The sequence below is a fragment of the Chromobacterium sp. FG89 genome (assembly GCF_057808735.1).
Window position 1 is genome coordinate 11,940 of record NZ_JBMDIQ010000023.1, and the last position, 24,082, is coordinate 36,021.

General features: G+C 66.1%; 21 protein-coding genes. 11 read left to right on the forward strand and 10 right to left on the reverse strand.

The features are described from left to right. Positions 1-3: 3 nt before the first annotated feature. The 4 genes from cyoB to cyoE are packed head-to-tail and all read left to right on the forward strand — an operon-like array spanning position 4 to position 3,921. Positions 4-2,046, forward strand: coding sequence for a cytochrome o ubiquinol oxidase subunit I (gene cyoB / locus ACODRW_RS19420; protein ID WP_107800428.1), 2,043 nt, complete (start codon positions 4-6; stop codon positions 2,044-2,046). A gap of 15 nt (positions 2,047-2,061) precedes the next feature. After that, entirely contained in the window at positions 2,062-2,676 is a 615-nt protein-coding gene (gene cyoC, locus ACODRW_RS19425) for a cytochrome o ubiquinol oxidase subunit III (protein WP_166452675.1), read from the forward strand. Then, a complete protein-coding gene (gene cyoD / locus ACODRW_RS19430; protein WP_048408833.1) occupies positions 2,673-2,993 on the forward strand; it encodes a cytochrome o ubiquinol oxidase subunit IV in 321 nt (106 codons plus the stop codon). Before cyoC ends, cyoD begins: the two co-directional genes overlap by 4 nt. 22 nt (positions 2,994-3,015) lie before the next feature. Further along, positions 3,016-3,921, forward strand: a complete 906-nt coding sequence (gene cyoE / locus ACODRW_RS19435) for a heme o synthase (protein ID WP_488906489.1) — start codon at positions 3,016-3,018, stop codon at positions 3,919-3,921. Positions 3,922-3,992: 71 nt separating this feature from the next. Here the strand turns inward: cyoE and ACODRW_RS19440 are convergent, their stop codons facing one another. The 10 genes from ACODRW_RS19440 to ACODRW_RS19485 all read right to left on the reverse strand — a co-directional run bounded on the left by ACODRW_RS19440 (position 3,993) and on the right by ACODRW_RS19485 (position 16,989). After that, positions 3,993-5,957: an acetyl/propionyl/methylcrotonyl-CoA carboxylase subunit alpha gene (locus ACODRW_RS19440; protein ID WP_488906490.1), complete on the reverse strand. Its 1,965-nt coding sequence runs from the start codon at positions 5,955-5,957 to the stop codon at positions 3,993-3,995. Positions 5,958-5,962: 5 nt separating this feature from the next. Continuing rightward, complete coding sequence (locus ACODRW_RS19445; RefSeq protein WP_488906491.1) at positions 5,963-7,567, reverse strand: carboxyl transferase domain-containing protein; 1,605 nt, start codon at positions 7,565-7,567, stop codon at positions 5,963-5,965. Between the two features lie 17 nt (positions 7,568-7,584). Then, positions 7,585-8,796 carry an MFS transporter gene (locus ACODRW_RS19450; protein ID WP_488906492.1) on the reverse strand — a complete coding sequence of 404 codons (1,212 nt, stop codon included), beginning with the start codon at positions 8,794-8,796 and terminating at the stop codon, positions 7,585-7,587. After that, the gene (locus tag ACODRW_RS19455) at positions 8,789-10,000 is read right to left on the reverse strand and encodes an 8-amino-7-oxononanoate synthase family protein (RefSeq protein ID WP_227104775.1); all 1,212 of its coding nucleotides are present in this window, start codon (positions 9,998-10,000) and stop codon (positions 8,789-8,791) included. Before ACODRW_RS19455 ends, ACODRW_RS19450 begins: the two co-directional genes overlap by 8 nt. 52 nt (positions 10,001-10,052) lie before the next feature. Beyond that, on the reverse strand, positions 10,053-11,255 hold the full coding sequence (gene pcaF, locus ACODRW_RS19460; protein WP_488906493.1) for a 3-oxoadipyl-CoA thiolase: 1,203 nt from the start codon (positions 11,253-11,255) through the stop codon (positions 10,053-10,055). 12 nt (positions 11,256-11,267) lie between these two features. After that, positions 11,268-11,936, reverse strand: a complete 669-nt coding sequence (locus ACODRW_RS19465; protein WP_227104771.1) for an alpha/beta hydrolase — start codon at positions 11,934-11,936, stop codon at positions 11,268-11,270. 12 nt (positions 11,937-11,948) lie between these two features. Then, positions 11,949-12,770: a beta-keto acid cleavage family enzyme gene (locus ACODRW_RS19470; protein ID WP_048415426.1), complete on the reverse strand. Its 822-nt coding sequence runs from the start codon at positions 12,768-12,770 to the stop codon at positions 11,949-11,951. A 44-nt stretch (positions 12,771-12,814) separates the two neighbouring features. Continuing rightward, complete coding sequence (locus ACODRW_RS19475) at positions 12,815-13,771, reverse strand: DMT family transporter (RefSeq protein WP_199225922.1); 957 nt, start codon at positions 13,769-13,771, stop codon at positions 12,815-12,817. Positions 13,772-13,952: 181 nt separating this feature from the next. Then, positions 13,953-14,714 (reverse strand): AraC family transcriptional regulator, encoded by a 762-nt coding sequence (locus tag ACODRW_RS19480; protein WP_199225921.1) that lies wholly within the window; start codon positions 14,712-14,714, stop codon positions 13,953-13,955. Between the two features lie 247 nt (positions 14,715-14,961). After that, on the reverse strand, positions 14,962-16,989 hold the full coding sequence (locus tag ACODRW_RS19485) for a glycoside hydrolase family 3 protein (RefSeq protein ID WP_227104769.1): 2,028 nt from the start codon (positions 16,987-16,989) through the stop codon (positions 14,962-14,964). Between the two features lie 462 nt (positions 16,990-17,451). Here ACODRW_RS19485 and dusA point away from each other — a divergent pair, with 462 nt between their 5' ends. From dusA to ACODRW_RS19520, 7 genes are all read left to right on the forward strand, one after another. Then, on the forward strand, positions 17,452-18,474 hold the full coding sequence (gene dusA, locus ACODRW_RS19490; RefSeq protein ID WP_488906494.1) for a tRNA dihydrouridine(20/20a) synthase DusA: 1,023 nt from the start codon (positions 17,452-17,454) through the stop codon (positions 18,472-18,474). Between the two features lie 318 nt (positions 18,475-18,792). Further along, positions 18,793-19,863, forward strand: a complete 1,071-nt coding sequence (locus ACODRW_RS19495; protein WP_107800417.1) for an ABC transporter substrate-binding protein — start codon at positions 18,793-18,795, stop codon at positions 19,861-19,863. 346 nt (positions 19,864-20,209) lie between these two features. Then, positions 20,210-20,803 (forward strand): RdgB/HAM1 family non-canonical purine NTP pyrophosphatase, encoded by a 594-nt coding sequence (rdgB, locus tag ACODRW_RS19500; protein WP_488906495.1) that lies wholly within the window; start codon positions 20,210-20,212, stop codon positions 20,801-20,803. Between the two features lie 58 nt (positions 20,804-20,861). Next, positions 20,862-22,070 carry a radical SAM family heme chaperone HemW gene (gene hemW / locus ACODRW_RS19505; protein WP_227104765.1) on the forward strand — a complete coding sequence of 403 codons (1,209 nt, stop codon included), beginning with the start codon at positions 20,862-20,864 and terminating at the stop codon, positions 22,068-22,070. Then, positions 22,070-22,450 (forward strand): RidA family protein, encoded by a 381-nt coding sequence (locus tag ACODRW_RS19510; protein WP_043642167.1) that lies wholly within the window; start codon positions 22,070-22,072, stop codon positions 22,448-22,450. Before hemW ends, ACODRW_RS19510 begins: the two co-directional genes overlap by 1 nt. A gap of 242 nt (positions 22,451-22,692) precedes the next feature. Further along, the gene (locus ACODRW_RS19515) at positions 22,693-23,151 is read left to right on the forward strand and encodes a DUF4124 domain-containing protein (protein ID WP_227104763.1); all 459 of its coding nucleotides are present in this window, start codon (positions 22,693-22,695) and stop codon (positions 23,149-23,151) included. Beyond that, positions 23,148-23,984, forward strand: a complete 837-nt coding sequence (locus tag ACODRW_RS19520; RefSeq protein ID WP_488906496.1) for a PhzF family phenazine biosynthesis protein — start codon at positions 23,148-23,150, stop codon at positions 23,982-23,984. The genes ACODRW_RS19515 and ACODRW_RS19520 overlap by 4 nt, the downstream gene beginning before the upstream one ends. The last annotated feature ends 98 nt before the right edge of the window (positions 23,985-24,082 follow it).

Genomic DNA, 24,082 nt, shown 5'->3' on the forward strand with positions numbered 1-24,082 from the left:
GACATGCTGTTAGGCAAACTTACGCTGGACGCCATCCCCTTCCACGAGCCCATTGTGATGGGCGCGCTGGGCGGCGTCGGCCTGATCGGGCTGATGCTGGTGGCCCTGATCTCCAAAATGGGCAAATGGGGCTATCTGTGGCATGAGTGGCTGACTTCGGTCGACCACAAGAAGATAGGCGTGATGTACATCATCGTCGCCATGATCATGCTGCTGCGCGGCTTCGCCGACGCGCTGATGATGCGCGCGCAATTGGCCATCGCCACCGGCGGCAGCCACGGCGTGCTGCCGCCGGATCACTACGATCAGATCTTCACCGCCCACGGCGTGATCATGATCATCTTCATGGCGATGCCGTTCATGACGGGCCTGATGAACATCGTGGTGCCGCTGCAGATCGGCGCGCGCGACGTGGCCTTCCCCTTCCTGAACTCGCTGAGCTTCTGGCTGCTGGTGGCGGCGGTGATCCTGGTCAACCTGTCGCTGGGCGTGGGCAACTTCGCCCGCACCGGCTGGGTGGCTTATCCGCCCTTGGCCGGCATCGCCTTCAGTCCGGACGTGGGGGTGGATTACTACACCTGGGCCTTGCAGATATCAGGGATAGGGACGACGCTGACGGCGATCAACTTCCTGGTCACCGTGATCAAGATGCGCGCCCCCGGCATGAAGCTGATGGACATGCCCATCTTCACCTGGACCTGCACCTGGGCCAATGTGCTGATCGCCAGCTCCTTCCCCATCCTGACCGGCGCGCTGGCCATGCTGAGCCTGGACCGCTATCTGGACTTCCATTTCTTCACCGCGGAAGCCGGCGGCAACGCGATGATGTATCTGAACCTGTTCTGGGCCTGGGGCCATCCCGAGGTGTACATCCTGGTGCTGCCCGCCTTCGGCATTTTCTCCGAGGTGGTGTCCACCTTCACCGGCAAGCGCCTGTTCGGCCATAAGTCCATGATCTACGCCAGCGGCGCGATCTCCATCCTGGGCTTCATGGTGTGGCTGCATCACTTCTTCACCATGGGTTCCGGCGCCAGCGTCAATGCCTTCTTCGGCATCGCCACCATGATCATTTCGATCCCGACCGGGGTGAAGCTGTTCAACTGGTTGTTCACCATCTACCGCGGCCGCCTGCGTTTTGAAACCCCCATCCTGTGGACGCTGGGCTTCATGGTCACCTTCTCCATCGGCGGCATGACCGGCGTGTTGATGGCGGTGCCGGGCGCGGACTTCGTGCTGCACAACAGCCTGTTCCTGATCGCCCACTTCCACAACACCATCATCGGCGGCGCGGTGTTCGGCTATCTGGCCGGCGTGACCTTCTGGTTCCCGAAAGTGTTCGGCTTCAAGCTGAACCCGAAACTGGGCAAGGCCTCGTTCTGGTTCTGGCAGATCGGCTTCATGTTCGCCTTCATGCCGCTGTACGTGCTGGGCTTCCTCGGCATGACCCGTCGCCTGAACTACACCACCAACCCGGAATGGGAGCCGTGGCTGTATCTGGCGCTGTTCGGCGCGCTCTTGATCGCCTGCGGCATCGCCTGCCAACTGCTGCAGATCGTGGTCAGCATCCGCGACCGCAAGAAGCTGGCCGACGTCAGCGGCGACCCGTGGAACGGCCATACCCTGGAATGGTCCACCTCGTCCCCGGCGCCGTTCTACAACTTCGCCAAGCTGCCGGTGGTGCATGACATCGACGCCTTCACCGACATGAAGGAAAAGGGCGTGGCTTACGCGGTGCCCAAGTCCTACGAGCCCATCCACATGCCGAAGAACACCGCGATGGGCGTCTATATCGGCGGCTTCACCACGGTGTTGGGCTTCGCCCTGATCTGGCATATCTGGTGGCTGGCCATCGTCGGTCTGGTGGGCATCGTCGGCTGCATGCTGGCGCGCGCCTACGACAACGATCTGGACTACTACGTGCAGCCGGAGGAAGTGGAGGCCATCGAGCGCGAGCGTTTCGAAAAACTGGGCATCGATGTGGACAACTACACCGAGCGCGACCCGGCCCAGCCGCACAAGGCGGCGCGTCCGACCACCACCGCGTAACAGGTTGAATCCGACATGACGACTTATGTAAAAGACGCGCACGAAGCGCACGACGACCACGAGCACCACGACAGCGGTTCGCAAACCGTGTTGGGCTTCTGGTTCTACCTGATGACCGACTGCATCCTGTTCGCCAGCGCGTTCGCGGCTTACGCTGTGCTGTTCCGCAATGTGGCGGAAGGCGTGTCCGGCAAGGAGATCTTCGATCTGCAATACGTGTTGGTGGAGACCGCGGCGCTGCTGCTGTCTTCCATCACCTACGGCTTTGCGATGATCGCCGGTCAGAAGGGCAATAAATCCGCGGTGCTGGGCTGGCTGGGCATGACCTTCCTGTTCGGCGCCGCCTTCATCGGCCTGGAAATCAACGAATTCCACCACCTGATCTCCGAGGGCCACGGCCCGCAGGTCAGCGCCTTCCTGTCGGCCTTCTTCGGCCTGGTGGGCCTGCACGGCCTGCACGTGACCGCCGGCCTGATCTGGATGGCGGTGATGATGGTGGAAGTGGCCAAGACCGGCCTGACCGGCCGCGCGATGACGCGTCTGAACTGCCTGTCGCTGTTCTGGCACTTCCTCGACATCGTGTGGATCTGCGTGTTCACCGTCGTCTACCTGAAAGGAGCCATGGGATGAGCCAGGCACATGAACACGCCGCCCACGGCAGCGTGAAAAGCTATCTGATCGGCTTCCTGCTGTCGGTGGCGCTCACCGCCATTCCGTTCTGGATGGTGATGGGCGGCGCCTTCACGCCGCAGGCGACGGCGATCGGCATCTTCGCGCTGGCGGTGGTGCAGATCGTGGTGCATCTGAAGTATTTCCTGCATCTGGACTTCAGCAAGGAGGGCAAGCTCAATACCTTCTCCTTCCTGTTCACCGGCATGGTCATCGTGCTGCTGGTCGGGCTGTCGATCTGGATCATCTACACCGCCGACGCGCTGATGATGCGCTGAGGCGGGTTTGAGAGAGACCGTCTTGACATTCAAGCGCTATCTGCAGGTGACCAAGCCGGGCATCATCTTCGGCAACCTGATCTCGGCCGTCGGCGGTTTTCTGCTGGCGGCCCAGGGCCGGGTTGACTGGAGCTTGCTGCTGGCCACCCTGGCCGGCCTCTCGCTGGTGGTGGCGTCCGGCTGCGCGATCAACAACTGCATAGACCGGGACATCGACGCCAAGATGGCCCGCACCCGCAAGCGGGTGCTGGTCACCGGCGCGATGAGCGCGCGGGCGGCGCTGGCCCATGGCCTGCTGCTCGGCCTGGCCGGCTTCTACGCGCTGTGGCGCTGGACCAATCCGCTGGCCTTCGGCTGCGTGCTGTTCGGCTTCGTCATCTATGTGGGGGTGTACAGCCTCTATATGAAGCGCCATTCGGTGTACGGCACCCTGGTGGGCAGCTTGTCCGGCGCGGTGCCGCCGGTGGCCGGCTATTGCGCGGTGACCGGCCGTTTCGACGCCGGCGCGGCCATCCTGCTGCTGATGTTCTGTCTGTGGCAGATGCCGCATTCCTACGCCATCGCCATCTTCCGCCTGCAGGATTACCAGGCGGCGGGGATTCCGGTGCTGCCGGTGGTCAAGGGCATTTCCAGCGCCAAGCGCCAGATCGTGCTCTACATCCTGGCCTTCGGCGCCGCCACCGCGATGCTGGCCTTCGGCGGCTACGCCGGCTACGGCTATCTGGCGGTGGCCGGGGCCACCAGCCTGTGGTGGCTGAAGATGGCCTTGTCCGGCTACAAGCGCAGCACCGACGACCGCGTCTGGGCGCGTCAGCTGTTCTTCTTCTCCATCGTCACCATCACCGCGCTGTCGGTGATGATGGCGGTGGATTTCCGGCAGCCGGAACGTCAACAGCTGGCCGGTTTGAGCGCGTCCGCGCAGTCCTGAACGCCAGCAAGCCAAGACAAAGCGCGGGCCGCGGCCCGCGCTTTTTTCATGGCTGAGCGGCTAGAGGCCGATCAAGCCTCGTCGGCCGCGACGCTGACCAGCAGCTGGTCGGCGGCGACGATGTCGCCCACCCGGCAGTGCAACGCGCTGACGACGCCGGCGCGCGGCGCGTAGATGCGGTTTTCCATCTTCATCGCCTCAACGACGGCCAGCACCTGATTGGCCTCCACCCGCTCATTGACCGCCACCGGCAGCGCCACCACCGTGCCCGGCATCGGCGAGGCCACTCGCTGGCCGGCGTCGGCGTCCGCCTCGGCGGCTTCCGGCTGCTCCGCCTGCAAGCGCAGGCGATGGCCGGCCACCGTCAACTCCATGTCGTCGCCGCAGGGCAGGGCGCTCCATTGCCGCCCGTCCACCTCGCCGCGCCACAGCTCGCCGTCGCGGCGCAGTTCCACGCGCAGGCTCCGCTCCGCCACCGCCGCGCGGACCTGGGCGCCTGAGCGTTCCAGCAGCCGGGCCTGCCAGCGCGAGGCGCCGGCGCGATAGCTCAGCCGGCCCAAGGGCGCGTCCGGGTCCAGCGCGGCGCGGTCGTGCGGGCCGATGCCGCCCTGCCAGGGCGAGGACGATTCGACGCAGGCCAGGGTCAGTTCGACGGCGGCGGCGCAGGCGACGGCCTCGGCCAGCGGCGCGGCTTCCGGCGCGGCGGCGAGCTGGTCGACCAGATGGGTGTCCAGCTCGCCGGCCCGCACCCGCGGCTCGCGCAGCAGCCGCTCGATGAAGCCCAGATTGGTGCTCAGGCCCGGCAGCGCGGTGTCGCGCGCGGCGGCCCGCAGCGCGTCCAAGGCCGCGGCGCGGCTGCCGCCGTGGGCGATCAGCTTGGCCAGCATCGGATCGTAGAAAGCCGGCACCTCGCCGCCGTCGCCGTCGAAGGCCGCGTCCACGCGGCAGCCTTGCGGCCAGCGCGCCAGCAGCGCCTTGCCCGGCATGGGCGCGAACTCGCGCAGCGGGTCTTCGGCGTAGACTCGGCATTCGATGGCGTGGCCGTCGGCGCGGATCTCCTCCTGGCGCAGCGGCAGGGCTTCGCCGGCGGCGACGCGCAACTGCCACTCCACCAGGTCCAGTCCGGTGACGGCCTCGGTGACCGGGTGCTCCACCTGCAAGCGGGTGTTCACCTCCAGGAAATAGAATTGGCCGTCCGGCGCCAGGATGAATTCAAAAGTGCCGGCGTTTTGGTAGCCGATGGCCGCCGCGCCGCGCACCGCGGTGTCCAGCAGCACGGCGCGGGTGGCGGCCGGCATCGCGCAGGCCGGGGCCTCCTCGATGATTTTCTGATGACGGCGCTGCAAGGAGCATTCGCGTTCGAACAGATGCGCCACATTGCCGTGGCGGTCGCCGAACACCTGCACTTCCAGATGGCGCGGCCGCGCGATATAGCGCTCCACCAGCAGCCGGCCGTCGCCGAAGCTGGAGCGGCCGACGCGCACCGCGGCGTCCACCGCCTCGCGCAGCGCGGCTTCTTCCCACACCACTTGCATGCCCTTGCCGCCGCCGCCGGCCACCGGCTTGAGAATGACCGGATAGCCGATCTCGGCGCAGCTCTCCAGGATCAGGCCGTAGGACTCGGTGGCTTCCGCCGAGCCCGGCGTCACCGGCACGCCCGCCGCCGCCATCAATTGGCGCGCGCGCGCCTTGTCGCCCATCTGGGCGATGGTGTCGGCGTCGGGGCCGATGAAGACCAGGCCCGCGGCGGTCACCGCGCGGGCGAAGTCGGCGTTTTCCGACAGGAAGCCGTAACCGGGATGGATGGCCTCGCAGCCGCTGTCCAGCGCCGCGGCGATGATGGCCTCGCCGTTCAGATAGCTGGCGCTGGCCGGGGCCTCGCCTATCCAGCGCCGCTCCGCGGCCCCTTCCAGATGCGCGGCGCCGGCGTCGGCCGTGGAGTAGACGGCGACATGCTCGATGCCGAGCCGCCGGCAGCTGCGGGCGATGCGGCGCGCGATCTCGCCGCGGTTGGCGATCAAAATTCGTTTGAACATGGTGTTTACATCCTGAATACGCCGAAGCGGGTGTCTTGGACCGGGGCGGCGGCGGCCAGCGCCAGGCTGAGCGCCAGCCATTCTCGGGTCTGGGCCGGGTCGACGATGGCGTCCACCCACATGCGGGCCGCCACGTACAGCGCCTGGCCCTGGCGCTCGTAGGCGTCGCGGATCGGCCGCTTGAAGCTTTCCTCTTCTTCCGGCGTCCAGGCCTTGCCCTGTTTTTCCAATTGCTCGGCGCGGATCAGCGCCAACACCGTCGCCGCCTGTTCGCCGCCCACCACCGTGGTCTTGGCGTTGGGCCACATCGCCATCAACTGCGGGCCGATGGCGCGGCCGCACATGGCCAGATTGCCGGCGCCGTAGCTGCCGCCGATCAGGATGCTGAACTTGGGCACGCGGGCGCAGGAGGCGGCGTTGACCATCTTGGCCCCGTGTTTGGCGATGCCGCCGGCCTCGTATTCCGCGCCCACCATGAAGCCGTTGATATTGTGCAGGAACAGCAGCGGAATGCCGCGTTGGGCGCAGAGTTCGATGAAGTTGGCCGCTTTTTGCGCGCTTTCCGAGAACAGCACGCCGTCGTTGATCAGCACGCCCACCGGATAGCCGCCGATGTGGCCGGTGCCGCACAGAATGGTGGCGCCGAAACGGGCGCGGTATTCGGCGAAGGCGGAGTCGTCCAGCAGCCGGGCCAGGATTTCCCGCGCCGGAATATGCTCGCGCGGGTTGGCGCTGACGATGCCGGCCAGTTCCGCCGGATCGTAACGCGGCGGTTGCGGCGCTTGCGGCGGCGCGTACTGCCGGCCGCGGCCGCGGCGCGCGACGATGTCCCGCATCAGCCGCAGCGCGTGTTCATCGCTGAGCGCGTAGTGGTCGGCCACTCCGCTGTCGCGGGTGTGCACATCGGCGCCGCCCAGGGTTTCCGCGTCCACGATCACTCCGGTGGCGGCGCGCACCAGTTGCGGGCCGCCCAGGAAGATGGAACCGTTGCCGCGCACGATGATGGTTTCGTCGCTCATCGCCGGGATGTAGGCGCCGCCGGCGGTGCAAGAGCCGAGCACCGCCGAGATCTGCGGCAGGCCCAGCGCCGACATCTCGGCGATATTGCGGAAGATGCGGCCGAAGTGCTGCTCGTCCGGGAAGATGTCTTCCTGCAAGGGCAGGTAGACTCCGCCGGAATCCACCAGATAGAGGCAGGGCAGGCCTTGCTCTCGGGCGATCTGCTGGGTGCGCAGATGCTTGCGCAGCGTCAGCGGGTAATAAGTGCCGCCCTTGACCGAGGCGTCGTTGGCGAACACCGCCACCGCGTGGCCGGCGACGATGCCGATGCCGGTGACGATGCCGGCGCAGGGCACCGCGTGCTCGTACACGTCGTGGGCGGCCAGTTGGCCGATCTCCAGAAAGGGCGTGCCGGGGTCCAGCAGCAGGGATAGGCGTTCGCGCGGGGACAGCTTGCCCTTGGCCGCCTGTTTGGCGCGCGCCTCCGGACCGCCGCCTTGCAAGGCGGCGTCGCGGGCGGCGGCGATGCGCTCGCGCAGCTGGCGGTAGGCTTCGGCGTTGCGTTCAAACGTCTCGCCGGAGGCGGGAACGCGGGATTCGATACGGGACATGGAAGAGCTTCCTCGATTCAGGCGGCGCGCGCGCGCACCTTGAACAGCACTTGCGACAGGGTCAACAGGCCCAGGGCGGCCACCGCCAGCGTCCAGGCGCCGTCGTGATGCAGCAGCACCGAGACGGTGGCGGCGATGCCGGCCAGCCCCTGCTGCAGGAAGCCGCACAGCGCCATCGCGTGCGCGCCGTGCTCCTTGGCGTCGCTGACGGCGGTGGCCATGCTGTTGGGGAACAGCACCGCCTGGCCGAAAATGGTCAGGCAGTAGAGGCCGATGAACAGCCACAGGCCGGGCAGACGCTCCAGCAGGCCCAAGTGCCAGCCCAGCAGCATGGCCAGCGTGGCCGCGGCCAGCAGCGCCGCGCCGGCGCGCATCAGGCGCAGCCCGCCCACGCGGGCCACCAGGCGGTTCACCACCATGGCGCCGCTGAAATAGGACAGGCCGATCAACAGTCCGACGTTGCCGAAGCCGGCCACCGCCAGGCCGAAGTGCTCCTGAAACACGAAGGGGCTGACCTCTTGCAAGGTCACCGTGGTGGCGAAGCCCAGGCCGCCGGCGCAGGCCGGCCACAGAAAGCCGGGCCGGCGCAGAATGCTCCAGTACGGGCTGGGACCGGAGGCCGCGGCGGCCGGGCGGCCGGCTTGCAGCGGCAGGCCCATTGTCAGCAGCGCCGCCACGGCGCCGGTGACCGCCATCAAGGCGAAGCCGGCTTCCCAATGACTGTATTTGCCGATCAGGCCGCCGATGAACTGGCCGCCGCCCAGCGCGGTGATGAAGGCGATGGAGAGCACGGACAATTTGCGCGCCAGATCGTCGCCGCGCCAGTGATCGCGCACGATGATGCGGGCGATGATGGCCGCGCCGCCGCCGGCGATGCCCTGCGCCACCCGTAGCGTCAGCAGCTCCGCGGCGTTGGACACGAAGGCGAGCAGCAGGCTGCAGACCACGAACAGCGCCAGCGAAATCAGCAGCGGCCCACGCCGGCCCCAGCGGTCGGCCGCCGAGCCCCAGAACAGCACCGGCAAGGCCGCGCCCACCACATAGCCGGAAATCGACATCTCCACCAGGCTCTGGCTCATCGCCAGCTCCCGCATCACCGCCGGCAGCGAGGGCAGATACACGGTGGTGGCCATCTGCGCCATGAACACGATCAGGCAGGCCAGCGCCATCAGCCGGCCGGCCGGCTGCGCCAGCGCCGCGGGCGGCGCGGTCAGGGTTTTCTCATTCATGGGCGGCTCGCAACTGATTGAGGCAGGCGGCGAAGCGCTCGATCTCCTGCGTCGTCATATTGGCGCGGATCATGATGCGCAGGCCGGCGCGGCCCTTGGCGATCACCGGGAAGAAGATGGGCGAGGTGTAGAAACCGTCTTCCAGCAAGCTCTTGGCGTAGAAGATGGTGTTTTCCTCCGAGCCGATGGAGACGAAGCGGATGGGCAGCGGTTCGCCGCTATTGTCCGAGGCCACATGCTGGTCGAACAGGCGGATATTGTCCTGCAGCCGTTGTTGCAGACGCGGCAGCTCCTCGGAGCGGTGAATGGCCGCCGACTGGATGATGGCGCCCAGGCCGGCGGTGTTGATGCGTTGCGACCAGGTCACCGGCCCGCCGAAGCGGGTGGCCAGCTTGCGGCGCTGGGCGTCGTGGCGCGGGCCCAGGAAGATGGCGCCGCCGGACGCGCCGAAGCCCTTGTTCAGCGAGGTGACGATCAAGGTGCGCTCATTGATGCCGCCCATGGTTTCCAGCACCAGGCCGCGGCCGTGGCGGCCCAGCGTGGACAGGCCGTGGGCTTCGTCGAAGAACAGGAACAAACCGTATTTGTCCTGCAACGCCAGCAGCTCCGGCACCGGAGCCATGCCGCCGGTGCTGTAGACCCCGTCGGCGACATAGGCCACGCGCGCATGGGTCTTGCACAGGTCTTCCAGCGCGTTCAGATCGTTGTGGCGTATGGTCTGGATCTCGGCCTCGTCGGCGCAGATCGGCTTCATCATGTTCAGGCAGAAGTGGGCGTTCTTGTCGAACACCATCAAGGGCGGCACGTCTTCGGTCAGCGCGCCGGAGGCCAGCAGGGGCAGGGCGGCCGCGGCGGCGGCGGCGCAGGACGGCACGGTCAGCGTTTCCGCGTCCACCAGCTCCGCCAGCGCGTCCTCCGCCTGCTGCAGGATGTCGAACTGCACCCGGATGCGCGAAATCGAGGTGTTCAACGAGCCGGTGTTCAATACCGCGTCCGCCGCCGCCTGCAGGATGTCCGGGTGCGAGTCCAGGCCCAGATAGGAATAGGACGACATATTGACGAAGCGCTTGCCGTTGGCCACCGCCTCATGGCGGCCGTCGCCCAGGTTGCGGGTGACGATATTGGCCATGCCGGCCTGGGTGGTGATGTCCCAGAAGCTGTTGCTCAACTGGATGGCTTTTTTGATATTGGCGTGTTGATGCATGTTTCCCCCCTCGTATGGTTTGACGGCGGCCGTCAAGGCCGCCTCGTCCGGCCTATACCCGTTCCAGAATCAGCGCCAGGCCCTGTCCCACGCCCACGCACATGGTGCAAAGCGCGTAGCGCTTGCCGCCGGCCTGCAGCTGCGCGGCGGCGGTCAGCGCCAGCCGGCTGCCGCTCATGCCCAGCGGGTGGCCCAGCGCGATGGCGCCGCCCTTGGGGTTCACGCGTTCGCAATCGTCGGGTAGGCCCAGCGCGCGGGTGACCGCCAGCGCCTGGGCGGCGAAGGCCTCGTTCAGTTCGATGACGTCGATGTCCTCGATGCCGAGGCCGGCCTGGCGCAGCGCCTTGCGGCTGGCCTCGATCGGGCCCGCGCCCATGATGCGCGGCGCGATGCCGGAGCTGGCCGAGGCCAGCACCCGCGCGCGCGGACGCAGGCCGTGGCGTTGCGCCGCCGCGGCCGAGGCGATGATCATCGCCGCCGCGCCGTCGTTGACGCCGGAGGCGTTGCCGGCGGTGATGCTGGACTCCGGGCCGAACAGCGCCTTGAGCTTGGCCAGCTCCTCCAGAGAGGTCTGGCGCGGATGCTCGTCGCGGCTGACGATCAGCGGGTCCTGCTTGCGGCGCGGGATCGTCACCGGGATGATCTCCTCGGCGAAGAAGCCGGTTTCCAGCGCGGCGAAGTAACGCTGCTGGCTGCGCAGCGCGAAGGCGTCCTGATCCTGGCGGCTGACGCCGAATTCGCGCGCCACGTTCTCCGCCGTGGCCGGCATGGTGTCCACGCCGTATTGTTTCTCCATCGCCGGATTGACGAAGCGCCAGCCTATGGTGGTGTCGTAGATCTGCATGTCGCGGCCGAAGGCTTTGTCCGACTTCGGCATCACGAAGGGCGCGCGCGACATGGACTCCACGCCGCCGGCGATCAGCAGCTCGGCCTCGCCGGACTTGACGGCGCGCGCCGCCAGCGCCACCGCGTCCAGGCCGGACGCGCACAGGCGGTTCACGGTCAGGCCCGGGACGCTCTCCGGATAGCCGGCCAGCAGCAGGCTCATGCGGGCCACGTTGCGGTTGTCCTCGCCGGCCTGGTTGGCGCAGCCCAGGATCACTTCGTCTATCGCCGCCGGGTCCAGGCCCGGATTGCGCTCCAGCAGCGCGCGCAGCGGCGCCGCGGCCAGATCGTCGGCGCGCACGCCGGACAAGGCGCCGCCGAAGCGGCCGATGGGGGTGCGCACGGCGTCGCAGATGAAAGCGTCGGTCATCGCGGTCTCCTCTCAGCTCAAGCTGGTTTGCGGTTGCAACAGCGCGGACAGCAAATCGCGCGCGGCGTCGATCTCGTCGGCGCAAACGTGGTGGGGCATGTCCGGATAAACGCGGAAATCCACCTCGGCGCCGGCGCGGCGGAAGGCCTCGGCGCTGCGTTCGATGCGCTCCAGCGGCATCCAGCTGTCGCTGTCGCTGGTGCCGAAGAAGGCCGGGAAGTCCAGCGCCGCGGACGGCGCGCCCCAGGCCGCCTCGTCGGGGCCGAACAGGCCGCCGGAGAAGGCGATCAGCCCGCCTATCGGGCGTGGGCGGCGATAGATGAACTCGGCGGCCAGGCAAGCGCCCTGGGAGAAGCCCATCAGCACGATCCGGCTGTCGGCGAAGCCGTAGCCGCGCAGTTCCTCGATGGTGGCCTCGACGCAGTCCAGCGCCTGGTCCAGCGAGGGCTGATTGCTGTCCAGCGGCGCCATGAAGCTGTGCGGATACCAGGTGCGGTCCTTGGCGATGGGCAGAATGTAGGCGACGTCGGCCAGGCCGATGGCCTCGCCGTTCTTGTAGGCGTCCTGGGCGCTCTGGCGGCGGCCGTGCAGCAGCACCACGGCGAGCTTGGCCTGGTTCAGCGGCGCGCCGTAGATTTCCAGGCCGTGTTCTTTATGCGGATTGGGATCGATTGTGCTCATGTAATGTGTCCTTTAGTGAATGCCCAGAATTTGCTTGGCTTCGGCGGGGGAGGCGATCTCGCGGCCGACTTCGCCGGCCAGGCGCGCCAGGCGCTCCACCAATTGGGCGTTGTCTCGGGCCAGTTCGCCGTAGCGGTAATAGACGTTGTCTTCCAGGCCGGTGCGCACATGGCCGCCCAGCAGCAGGGTGTGCAGATTGATCGCCAGCTGGTGTTTGCCTATGCCCAGCGCCGACCACACGCTGTCCTGCGGAATGCTTTCGACGAAATGCAGCAGGTTTTTGCAGGTGGCGGCCGCGCCGCCCTGTATGCCCATGGCGAAGCTGAAGCACAGCGGGCCGCTCAGATAGCCGTCTTCCTGCAGTTTCAGCGCCTCGCCGATGATGCCCTGGTGATAGACCTCGATCTCCGGCTTGGCGCGGTATTCGCGGATGTCCAGCGCCAGCGCGCGGGCCAGTTCAGGCGGATTGATGAAGGGCTTGCTGCCGTGGTTGACCGAGCCGCAGTTGAAGGAGGCGATGTCCGGACGGAAGGACAGATGGTTCCAGGCTTCCTTCTTCTCCAGCTGCGGCGGCAGATTGAGGCCGGAGGTGCTCAGATTGATCAGGATGTCGCAGCGCTCGCGGATGCGGCGGACGATATCGCCGTAGATGTCCGCGTCGTAGCTGGGCGTGCCGTCCGGGTTGCGGGCGTGGATGTGGACCACCGAAGCGCCGGCGTTCCAGCATTCATAGGCGGCCTGGGCGATTTCTTCCGGCGAAAACGGCACGCCGGGATGTTTCTGCCGGCTGGTGATGCCGCCGTTGACGGCGGCGGTGATGATGAGTTTTTGCATGGTGGGAACGCTCATGTGAATGAAAGAGGAAAAAGCTGCGGTGTTCAGATCTTGTCGCCGACGGGGGCGGTTTGCGGCTGCGCGGCGGCGTCCGGGCGCTTGGACACCAGATAAATGCCGACGCCGATCAGCACGCCGCCGATCAGCTCATGCAGCGACAGCGAATAGCCGAAGGCGGCGAAGGAAATCAGGGTGGCGAACAGCGGGGACAGAAACAGGAAACCGCTGGTGCGCACCGCGCCGCCCAGGTCCAGCGCCATGAACCACAGCGCCATCGCGCCGGTGGTGGCCGGCAGCGCCAGCCAGAGGAAGGCGGCCAGCACCCGCTCGCTGTGAGGCAGTGTCGGGACTTCGCCGCCGGCCCAGGCCAGCAGCGCCAGGCAGGCCGAACCCACCAGCATCTGCCAGAAGGTCAGCGCCCAGACGTTGATCACGATGCGGCTGCCCTTGATCACCAGCGTGGACGCCGCCCAGCAGGCCGCGCCGCACAGCACCAGCGCGTCGCCGGCGCCGAAGCCGTCCAGCTTGTTCAGGCCGATGCAGACGGCGACGCCGAAGAAGGCCAGGACCAGGCCGACGGCGGCCAGAGGGTGGATTTTTTCCTTCAGCGCCAGCCGCGACATCAAGGCCACGATCAGCGGGGTGCAGGCCATCAGAATGGCGGCCTTGGCCGGGGTGGTGCTGCGCAGCCCGATATTGAGAAAGCCCATCGATCCGGCGGTCTGCAACAGGCCGATCAAGGCCAGCACGCCCCAGGGGCGAGGGCGGACGAAGGCGCGCGGATAGCGGAAGCGCTGCCACAGCAGAATGGGCACGATGCCGGCGGCGGCGGCGGTGAAACGCGCCACCGCGGCCCACAAGGGCGGCATTTCCGACAACACGATCTTGGAGGTGGGAAAGGTGGAGCCGAACAGAAAGGTGGCGGCCAGAATCAGCAGCCAATAGCGTTTGGCGTCGTAGTTGGGATGGGACATGGTCACCTGGCCAGACGGCGGTTTCAATAGCCATTTATCATATTGAAACGGTTTGGTTCAGGCTTCTTGCAAGCGGACAATTGCTGCTTCAAAACGGACAATTATGCTGCGCTGCCGCAAAGCCGTGTCGGCGCGCGGGTCCGCGGGGCGGAAAAGAGGCGGTTCAAAGCCTCGCTCTTGTCGGCTGGGCTTTGAACCGCGGATGGGATCAGGAGAAGTACTGGCTGGGGGCCGCGTTCATGATGCGGCGGAACATGGAGGAAAACGCGCCGGGCGTTTCATAACCCAGATCGGAGGCGATCAGGGTCACCGGCTCGCCGGCGCCTAGCCGCGGCAGCGCCGAGATCGCGCACACTTGCTGACGCCAGTACAGATAAGACACGCCCAGCTCCTGCTGGAACAGCCGCGCCAGCGTGCGGCTGGACGCGCCCACCAGTTCCGCCCATTCGTTAAGCCCGCGCCGGTCGCCGGGATTGGCCAGAATCGCCGAGCACACCCGCTGCAAACGCTGATCGCTCAGCGGCGGCAGCGGCAAGGCCGTTTCCCCCGACCATTCGATTTCGTCGATCAGCACGTCCAGCAAGCGGCCTTCTTTTTGATCGGCGTGGGGAATGCCGCGCGTGCGCATCAGGCGGATGATGAGTTCCCGCATCAGCGGCGAAATGGCGATGGCTTTGGAGTGGCGCGGCAATTGCGCCAGATAGTGCGGGGATTGGATGTACAGCGTGCGCAGCGACACCGTGCCGCGGGCGCGCATGCTGTGCTCCACCGCGGGCGGCATCCAGACGCCGCGCTGCGGCGGCACCAGCCACAGACCGTCGGCGGTGGACAGTTCCATCACGCCGGAAACGGCGAAAATCAGCTGGCCTTCGCGGTGTTGGTGGCGGCCGACTTGATGACCGCTGGGAAAGTCCTTGGACATGCTCCACGCGGCGAAGTCCGGTAGGACGGCGTTGGATTCTATGGCCATGCGCTTGCTTTCTTATTTGAGGGTAGCCCGGTTCCGCGCGGCTTGCGGCCCTGTTGTGCGGGCGTCTTCAGCCGTCGGTTCAGGCTCATGATACTGCAGCGCACAAAATATTCATACAGTATAAATTGTGTCTATTTCAATGCGAATGCCTTGGAGCGGCGGAGCCGCCCGTCGCAGGGACAAAAGAAAACACCGCGGCCGGAGGGCCGCGGTGCGCAGGAGGAGGGTTAAGAAGAGCGATGCTTCGTCAGAAGCTCAGCCCAAAACCGCGCGCGTAACGCAGCGCGCCCGGCTGGCCGTTTTCGTCCAGCGCGTGGATGGCCACCGGCAGCTTGCCGCCGGGCGGGTTCGCGCCCAGCATCACGTCCACCAGCGCCGGCATGGACGGCCCGCGCAGGCCGTTCTCATAGCCGTAGTAGGCGTAGGTGGCCAGCGTGGCGTCGGCCAGATCGTCGTAATTGATCACGTCGTAAGGCGCGCGCAGGGTCACGTGGATCAGCTTCTTGCCTTGCCGCTTGGCGTATTCCATCGCATTGCGCATTTGCTGCGCCTCGCTGAGCGGCGGCGCGGACAGGCTGCGGGCGAAGCGGGTCCGGAGCGCGGGCAGGTCTTCCGCCACATTGAAGACCAGGGAACCGTTGCCGGCGGCCGGCGCCGGCTCGGCCTGCAGGCTGCGCTTCATCCGCGGCGCGATGGCCGGCGCGTTGGGGTCGCCGTTGCGTTCCACCGGGCTGACGCCGGTGGCCAAGGTGCCGATGACGACCACGTCGGCCTGATCGATCGCCTGTTTCTGCGCCTCCCACGGCGTGGCGCTCAATTTGGCGCCGCTGACCTGGCGATAGCCTTTTTCATCGAAGCGGCGGCGCATCGCCTCGGCCTGTTCGCCCCAGGGCGTCAGGATGAAGATGCGCTGGCTGGGCGAGCGCAGCGGCAGCGCCGCGCCCTGATTGCGCAGCAGGGTGATGGATTGCCGGGTGATTTTAGCTTCCACCGCGCGATGCTCCGCGCCGCCTATGGTGCTCAGCGCCGGCAGCGGCTTGGCCTCGCCGGCCGGGGTAACCTCGTTGCGCAGCTTCATCGCCACGATGCGCCGCGCCGAGCGGTCCAGTTCGGCGCGGTCTATCCGACCGTCCGCCACCGCGGCGGCCACTTGGTCTATCAATTGGCGCAGCCGGCCGGCTTGCGCGGCGGTGCGGAACTCCGTGGGCATCAGCGCGATGTCCACATCGGCCTGGAACACCTTGATCACCGCGTCGGCCTGCTCGAAGAAATCGCTGATGCCCTTCATGTCCAGCGCGTCGGTGACGGTGACGCCCTGGTAGCGCATCTCGCCGCGCAGCAGATCGTGCTGGATTTTGCGCGACATCGTCGCCGGCGCGATCATGCGTTCGCCGTTGCGGGCGGTGATTTGGCTGCTGTCCAGCGCCGGGTACTGGATGTGGGCGGTCATGATCATCTCCGGCGGCTGACCGGAGGCGATGGCCTGGCGGTAGGGCGCTAGGTCGATGGCGTAGGCGTCGGCGCGCGACTTGTTCACCACCGGCAGACCGTAATGGGAGTCGGTGGCGGTGTCGCCGTGGCCGGGGAAGTGCTTGAAGGAGCCGATCACGCCTTGCTCGCGCATGCCCTGCGTCGTGGCCTGCCCCAGCAGGCTGATGGTGGCCGGATCGTCGCCGTAGGCGCGGACATTGATGACCGGATTGAGCGGATTGCTGTTGACGTCCACGTCCGGCGCAAAGTTGACGTTGAAGCCGACGGCGCGGATCTCGGCGGCCAGCACCCGGCCGGAGTCCCGGGCGAGGTTGCTGTCCCGCGTCGCTTCATAGGCGGCGCCCAGCGCCATATTGCCGGGGAAGCTGGTGGCCAGCGGGCGCGGCAGGCGGAAGACATTGCCGCCCTCCTGGTCAGAACCGATCAACAGTCCGACCGGGCTGTTCTGCGGCCGCGCCCGGCGGATCTGCTCGGACAAACGCCGGGTTTGCTGCAAATCGCTCAGATTGTTGGCGAACAGAATCACGCCGCCGATGGCGTTGTCGCGCAGCGCGCGGCTGGCGGCGTCCGGCAGTTCGGTCATGCCGGCGGTGCAGGCGGGCTGATCGTCCGGGCACCAGTAACGGAAGGCCATCATGATCTTCTGGCCGATCTTCTCGCGAACGCTCATCTGTTCGACGATGCGCGCGGCTTGCTGCTCGACGCTGGGCTGCTCAAGGCAGCCGCTCAGCAGCGCTGGCAACAGCATCAGCGCCGGCAGGCGCAGGGAAAGTGGTTTGGACATGGTTCAACCTTGTGCTGAAGTGGAGGCATCCGGAATGACGGGCAGGCCCGTCTTGCCGCTGGCGACGCAGGTCCGGCGGCGAGGCCGGACCTGCGGACAGCCGTGGAGGCTGGGATCTCTTTTTGTGAATATATTCATTTGTGAATGGTTTTTGTTAGTAATGAATTGCGCGTCGGACGCCCCTGCCAGGGCGCGCTCGGCGCGAAGAAGCGCTCGCCAAGACTAAAGCTTATGAAATTCAATTTTTGAAAAAGTTGCCTGCGGCGAGGAATTGCCTGGGGCTGTGCGACGCATCTACTTGATTGCTCGGCGTTTTTGTCTCAATGCTTGACCCTGGATCGGCTACGGGAGGATAATTCATGCCTTTTTTCAAACGCTTAGCGCGATGGCGGGCCGGCTGGCCGCCGACGCTGAGCGGCGATTGGCTTTCGGGTGGATAGGGATACGATGCAGGACAGCGGAGTGAAGCATTCTAGGGTTCAGGAGAGCGGCGGCCTGCCGCCGCGCCGCCTGTCGGTGGCGCCGATGCTGGATTGGACCGACCGTCACTACCGCTATTTCGCGCGTCAGATCACCCGGCATACCTGGCTCTACACCGAGATGGTCACCACCGGCGCGCTGCTGCACGGCGACGTCGAACGCCATCTGCGTTTCGACGAGGCGGAGCACCCGCTGGCGCTGCAACTGGGCGGCAGCGAGCCGGCGGAGCTGGCGCGTTGCGCCAGGCTGGCGGCGGAATGGGGCTACGACGAGGTCAACCTGAACGTGGGCTGCCCGTCGGAGCGTGTGCAAAAGGGCGCTTTCGGCGCCTGTCTGATGGCCGAGCCGCAATTGGTGGCCGACTGCGTCAAGGCGATGCGCGACGCGGTGTCCATCGACGTGACGGTCAAGCACCGCATCGGCATCGATCGCATCGAGCATTACGATTACCTGAGCGATTTCGTCGGCCAGGTGGCGGACGCCGGCTGCCGCACCTTCATCGTCCATGCGCGCAACGCCATCCTCAAGGGCCTGAGCCCCAAGGAAAACCGCGAAATCCCGCCCCTGAAGTACGATTACGTCTACCGGCTGAAGCAGGAGCGTCCGGATCTGGAAATCCTGATCAACGGCGGCGTCAAGAATCCGGCCGAGATCGACGAGCATCTGCGTCATGTGGACGGCGTGATGGTGGGGCGCGAGGCCTACCACAATCCCTGGCTGATGGCCGATTGGGACCAGCGCTACTACGGCGCCGGCGCCGCGCCGGAGCGTGAACAGGTGGTGGCCGCGATGATGCCCTATGTGGCGGCGCGCCTGGCCGAGGGCCACAAGACGCGCAATATCGCCCGCCACATCCTGGGCCTGTTCCAGGGCATTCCCGGCGCGAGAAACTGGCGGCGCATGCTGTCCGACGCCAAACTGCTGGACGGCGCCGACGAGCGTCTGCTGCAACAGGCCTTGGAAGCGACGCTGGGCGCCGCCCGCCGCGCGGAATCAACAGAATAAACCGCCTGGCCGCCGCGGCCAGGAACGGATTCGCGGCGCCGGGGTCTGCGGTAGCAAGGCGAGAGCGCTGTTCTTGCTGAGGCAGGGCCCGACGCCGCCATATTAAGAACGTGTTGACGATCCAAGGAGCAAGTGCGAGACAAGGCGGAAGCCGCGCGTGGCGCAAGAGCGTCTCGACGCCGCGTCAGCTCCCGCGAAGCGCTGCGGATCGTGAACAGGTTCCAAGTCGCGGGACTTCCCAAGGGGGAGCCCGCCATGGCGGCTTGCCGCCTTTTCTGTTCGCCATGCTGGTCATGGCCGTCTGGAGGTGAATCTGAATTGAAACCGCTGAAGCTTGTCCTATTGTCCTCCATCCTGTCGTCCGCCGTCTGGGCCGGACCCAAGGACGTCTTGCACATCTATAACTGGAGCGGCTCCTTGTCGGACGCCATCCTCCGCCAGTTCGAGAAAAGCTGTGATTGCCGCGTGGTGCAGAATTACTACGGCGACAATGAGGAAATGCTGGCCAAGCTGGCGGCCGGGGCCAAGGGCTACGATATGGTGTTTCCGTCCAGCTTCGTGATCGAGGCGATGAGCAAGCAGAAGCTGCTGCGGCCGCTGGATCACGCCAAATTGCCGAATCTGAAGAATGTCGACCCGGCCTATTTGTCCCAAAGCTACGATCCGGGCAACCGCTACACCGTGCCCACGGTGCTGTCGCTGACTTCGGTCGGCTACAACGCGGAGCGTCTGCAGAAACTGGGCATCGACCCGCACAGCTGGTCGGTGATCTTCGATCCCAAGGTGCTGCAGAAGATCAAGGGCAAGGTCACGGTGCTGGACAGCTCGCGCGAGGTGTTCGCCGCCGCGCTGTTCTACCTGGGCAAGAACCCCAACACCGCCAGCCAGGCCGATTATCGCGCGGCGCAGGCGGTGATCAAGCAGGCCAAGCCCTACTGGGCCACCTTCTCCAACGCCAGTTATCTGAAAGAGCTGGCGGTGGGCAATATCTGGGTGTCGCTGGGCTACTCCACCGAGTTCTTCCAGGCCGCCGAGGACGCGCGCCAGGCCAAGCGCCGCTTCCGCATCGCCAATGTGGCGCAGAAGGAAGGCAATGAGCTGGGCGTGGACACCATGGCGGTGCTGGCCAGCGCCAAACGCCCGGACCTGGCGCATCAGTTCATCAACTTCATGCTGGACGGCAAGAATGCCGCCCAATTGACCAACCTCAACGGCGCCACCAATCCGGTCAAGACCGCCGCGCCCTTTTTCCGCGCGGATTTGAAAAGCCATCCGGTGATCGATCCGACGCCGGACACCGTGAAAAAATGGACGGTGCTGCGCGAACTGACGCCGGCGGAGCGGCGCTCGCTGGCGCGGATGTGGACGGAAGTGAAGGTCAGCCGTTAAGCTTGTTTTGAGCAAAGTCTGCTGCGCGTCGGCGATACGGCGTTGAAAACCGCTTCGAAATGCTCATGTACCACGTGTACATTCCGCTTTCTCAGCGGTTTTCGCCTTGTCTCGCTCTAGCTCGCTAGACTTTGAACAGGCTCTTAGCATTTGAGCAAAGTCTGCTGCGCGTCGGCGATACGGCGTTGAAAACGGCTTCGAAATGCTCATGTACCCCGTGTACATTCCGCTTTCTCAGCCGTTTTCACCTTGTCTCGCTCTAGCTCGCTAGACTTTGAATAAGTTCTTATACTTATGTCCGCAGCCCCGGCGTCGTCGGGGCTGCGTCGCATTCGATGGAGTTCTCATGTTCGACAAATTAGTGATGGCCAGCAACAACGCCGGCAAGTTGAAGGAATTCGCCGCGCTGATGGCGCCGCTGGGCATACAAGTGATTCCGCAGGTGGAACTGCAAGTGCCGGAATGCCCGGAACCGCACCACACCTTCCTGGAAAACGCGCTGGAAAAAGCGCGTCACGCCAGCCGCGTGAGCGGCTTGCCCGCGTTGGCCGACGACTCCGGCATCTGCGTCGAGGCGCTGTCCGGCGCGCCGGGCGTGTACTCGGCCCGCTACGCCGGCGAACCCAAGTCCGACGCCGCCAACAACGCCAAGCTGGTGGCGGCGCTGCAGGGCGAGGCCAATCGCCGCGCCTGGTATTACTGCGTGCTGGTCTTGGTGCGCCACGCCGACGATCCGCAGCCGCTGGTGGCGGACGGCATGTGGTTCGGCGAAGTGCGCGACGAGGCGGCCGGCGTCGGCGGCTTCGGCTACGACCCGCATTTCTGGCTGCCGCAGCACGGCTGTAGCGTGGCGGAGATGGACGCGGCGGAGAAAAACCGCGTCAGCCACCGCGGCCAGGCGCTGCAAGCGCTGCTGGCCAAGCTGCGCGCGCTGGCATGAAGCGGGTCCCTTCGTTCAGCGCCCGGCCGGCGCGGCTGGAGCCGCAAGGAGCCGCGACGTGCAGGTGAGCAAGATTTCGCTGTCCGCGCTTGGGCTGGGCGGTCAAGTCGGCTTGAAAGAGCTGCCGCCGCTGTCGCTCTACATCCATTTCCCGTGGTGCGTGCGCAAATGCCCGTATTGCGACTTCAACTCGCACGAGCCCAAGAGCGGCTTCGACGAGATGGCCTATGTCGACGCCTTGCTGCGCGATCTGGAATTCAGCCTGCCCGAGGTCTGGGGCCGTCCGCTGAGCAGCATCTTCATGGGCGGCGGCACCCCCAGCCTGTTCTCGCCTCAGGCGATGGACGCGCTGCTGGCCGGCGTGCGCGCGCGCATGCGGCTGCAGCCGGACGCGGAAATCACCATGGAGGCCAATCCCGGCACCTTCGAGGCCGAGCGTTTCCGCGGCTACCGCGAGGCCGGCATCAACCGGCTGTCCATCGGCATCCAGAGCTTCAAGCCGGCGCATTTGCAGGCGCTGGGCCGCATTCACGACGGCGAGGAAGCGCGTCGCGCCATCGACATCGCGCTGAGCCACTTCGACAACGTCAATCTGGACCTGATGTACGCGCTGCCGGGGCAGACCCTGGACGAAGCGCTGGCCGATCTGGACACCGCGCTGTCCTACGGCATCACCCATCTGTCCGCCTACCATCTGACGATAGAACCCAACACCCTGTTCGCCGTGGAGACGCCGCGCAATCTGCCGGACGACGAAGTCTCCGCCGACATGCAGGAGGCGATAGAAGCCCGGCTCGCCGCCGCCGGCTTCGAACATTACGAGACCTCGGCCTTCGCGCGGCCGGGCCGCCGCGCGCGCCACAATCTCAACTACTGGCAGTTCGGCGACTATATCGGCATCGGCGCCGGCGCCCACGGCAAGATCAGCAGCCATGCCGGCATCGTCCGCCAGATGCGCTACAAGCAGCCGGCCGCCTACCTGCAGGCGGTGGCCGAGGGCAAGCCCCTGCAAAACAGCCGCAAGGTGGGGCGGAGCGAACTGCCCTTCGAATTCATGATGAATCTGCTGCGGCTGACCGAAGGCTTCGAATTGCGCCTGTTCCAAGAGCGCACCGGCCTGCCGCTGTCCGTCATACAATCCGCCTTGACGCAAGCCGAGGCGCAAGGCCTGATCGCGCGCGACGCCGTGATGTTGCGGCCCACGCTCAAGGGCCAGCGTTTCCTCAATGATTTATTAACCCTGTTCCTGAAAGAAGGAGATGAATAATGGCTAAGGAAATCATCCACACCGACAAGGCTCCGGCCGCCATCGGCGCTTACTCGCAAGCCGTGAAAGCCGGCAACACCGTTTACCTGTCCGGCCAGATCCCGCTGGACCCGGCCACCATGAACGTGGTGGAAGGCGGTTTCGCCGCTGAAACCCATCAAGTGTTCAAGAACATGAAGGCCGTGTGCGAAGCCGCCGGCGGCAGCCTGGACCAGATCGTCAAGCTCAACGCCTATCTGACCGACCTGTCCAATTTCGCCACCTTCAACGAAATCATGGGCCAGTACTTCAGCCAGCCCTTCCCGGCGCGCGCCGCCGTCGGCGTGGCCAGCCTGCCCAAGGGCGTGTTGGTGGAAGCGGAAGCGGTTCTGGTACTCTAAACCTGCTTACGATCTGCTGCGCTTCGTGAGACGTGGCACGGTGAGTACGTCTTCAAAATGCTCATGTACCGTGTGTACATTCCGCTTTTTCAGCCGTTTTCGCCTTGTCTCGCCTTAGCTCGCGAGATCGTAAACAGGTTCTGAGCGGCCCAACTGCTCCAAATGTCAGACCACAAGGCGGCCCAGGCCGCCTTTTTTCATGTTAACTATCCGGACTCCTCATCTTAAGCCGTGGAGGTCGCATGAGAGTCCGGATCGCGCTATTGCTATTGCTGCCGGGCCTGGCCTGGGCCCAGGTTTACAAATGTCGGAGCGCGGACGGCCGGCTGGCCTACAGCGATCGGGCTTGCGCCGACGGCGGCGCGGCGGAAACCTTCCAGCCGCCGCCGCTCAATGTAGTGGAGCAAGACGAGCGCCAGCGCCGCGAGGCAGCCAAGTACCAGGACCAAGGCCGGCGCTGGGCCGCCGACGAGGCGCGCGAGGCCAGGCGGCGCCAGGCGCAGCAACGCCGCGACGAACGCGCGCAGGCGCGGGAACTGGACAAAGCGCGCCGCCGCTGTCATGGTCTGGAGCTTCAGCAACGGCGCTTGCGGCAGTCCGCGGCGGCGGCGCCGGCCAGGAAATCCCTGGCCGAGCGCTTGGCCGGCGTGGAAGAGAAACTGGCCGCGGCGGCGTGTCATCGATTCCAGGAGGGGGCATGAGCGGGTATTCGTTCGAATTGGTCAATGTGTTCGCTGAGGAGCGCTTCGGCGGCAATCCGCTGGCGGTGTTCACCGACGCCAGCGGGCTGGACGAGCGCGAGATGCAGCTCCTGGCCAGACAGATGAATCTGTCGGAAACCGTATTCCTGTTTCCGGACGGCGAAGCGGCGGCGCGCTTGCGCATCTTCACGCCCAGCCAGGAGCTGCCCTTCGCCGGCCATCCCACCCTGGGCGCGGCGGCGGTGCTGCACTGGCGCGGCGAACTGGATTCCCGCTTTCAGTTGCGCACCAACGCCGGCCTGATCCCCATCCTCCACAGCGACGGCGTTTACACCTTGCGGGCGAATCCGCCAAGCGCGCGCGACGCCGGCCTCAGCCGCGTCCAGGCCGCGGCGATGCTGGGGCTGGACGAGGAGGACATCGCGCTGGAGCCGACATGGGTGGACACCGGCAGCGAACAATTGCTGATCCGCGCCGCCAGCGCCGGCGCGGTGCTGCGCGCCCGGCCGGTGCACGCCTTGCTGTTGCGCGACGCCACCTTGCGGCCGGGGCGCAGCGTCGCCTATCTGTGGCATGAGGACGGCGGCGTCGCCACTGTGCGGCTGTTTTTCGAACAGCAGGGCGCGGTGCTGGAAGATCCCGGCACCGGTTCGGCCTGCGCCAATCTGGGCGGCTGGTGCGCGCTCAACGGCCTGGGGCCCTTGCAGTGGCGGGTGGAGCAGGGCGCGGCGCTGGCGCGGCCCAATGTGCTGCACCTGCAAGTGGACGCCGCGGGCGAGATCCTGGTGGGCGGGCGGGTGTTGCGGATAGGCCGCGGCGAGATCTCCCTATGAGTTTCATCGTCCTTCGTTTCCATTCTTGACGTCGGCATTGGCTGTTGGCATCCTAGAGCCGCTGCTCCAAACCAACGTTTCTTTTCGGCGTGCCGGCG

Coding starts and splice junctions, on each gene's coding strand:
- cyoC (WP_166452675.1), top strand. CDS start 2,062: ATGACGACTTATGTAAAAGACGCGCACGAAGCGCACGACGACCACGAG.
- ACODRW_RS19520 (WP_488906496.1), top strand. CDS start 23,148: ATGAGCGGGTATTCGTTCGAATTGGTCAATGTGTTCGCTGAGGAGCGC.
- ACODRW_RS19445 (WP_488906491.1), bottom strand. CDS start 7,567: ATGTCCCGTATCGAATCCCGCGTTCCCGCCTCCGGCGAGACGTTTGAA.
- cyoD (WP_048408833.1), top strand. CDS start 2,673: ATGAGCCAGGCACATGAACACGCCGCCCACGGCAGCGTGAAAAGCTAT.
- rdgB (WP_488906495.1), top strand. CDS start 20,210: ATGTTCGACAAATTAGTGATGGCCAGCAACAACGCCGGCAAGTTGAAG.
- ACODRW_RS19480 (WP_199225921.1), bottom strand. CDS start 14,714: ATGGCCATAGAATCCAACGCCGTCCTACCGGACTTCGCCGCGTGGAGC.
- ACODRW_RS19465 (WP_227104771.1), bottom strand. CDS start 11,936: ATGAGCACAATCGATCCCAATCCGCATAAAGAACACGGCCTGGAAATC.
- ACODRW_RS19515 (WP_227104763.1), top strand. CDS start 22,693: ATGAGAGTCCGGATCGCGCTATTGCTATTGCTGCCGGGCCTGGCCTGG.
- ACODRW_RS19470 (WP_048415426.1), bottom strand. CDS start 12,770: ATGCAAAAACTCATCATCACCGCCGCCGTCAACGGCGGCATCACCAGC.
- ACODRW_RS19485 (WP_227104769.1), bottom strand. CDS start 16,989: ATGTCCAAACCACTTTCCCTGCGCCTGCCGGCGCTGATGCTGTTGCCA.
- ACODRW_RS19510 (WP_043642167.1), top strand. CDS start 22,070: ATGGCTAAGGAAATCATCCACACCGACAAGGCTCCGGCCGCCATCGGC.
- pcaF (WP_488906493.1), bottom strand. CDS start 11,255: ATGACCGACGCTTTCATCTGCGACGCCGTGCGCACCCCCATCGGCCGC.
- cyoB (WP_107800428.1), top strand. CDS start 4: ATGCTGTTAGGCAAACTTACGCTGGACGCCATCCCCTTCCACGAGCCC.
- ACODRW_RS19450 (WP_488906492.1), bottom strand. CDS start 8,796: ATGAATGAGAAAACCCTGACCGCGCCGCCCGCGGCGCTGGCGCAGCCG.
- ACODRW_RS19440 (WP_488906490.1), bottom strand. CDS start 5,957: ATGTTCAAACGAATTTTGATCGCCAACCGCGGCGAGATCGCGCGCCGC.
- ACODRW_RS19455 (WP_227104775.1), bottom strand. CDS start 10,000: ATGCATCAACACGCCAATATCAAAAAAGCCATCCAGTTGAGCAACAGC.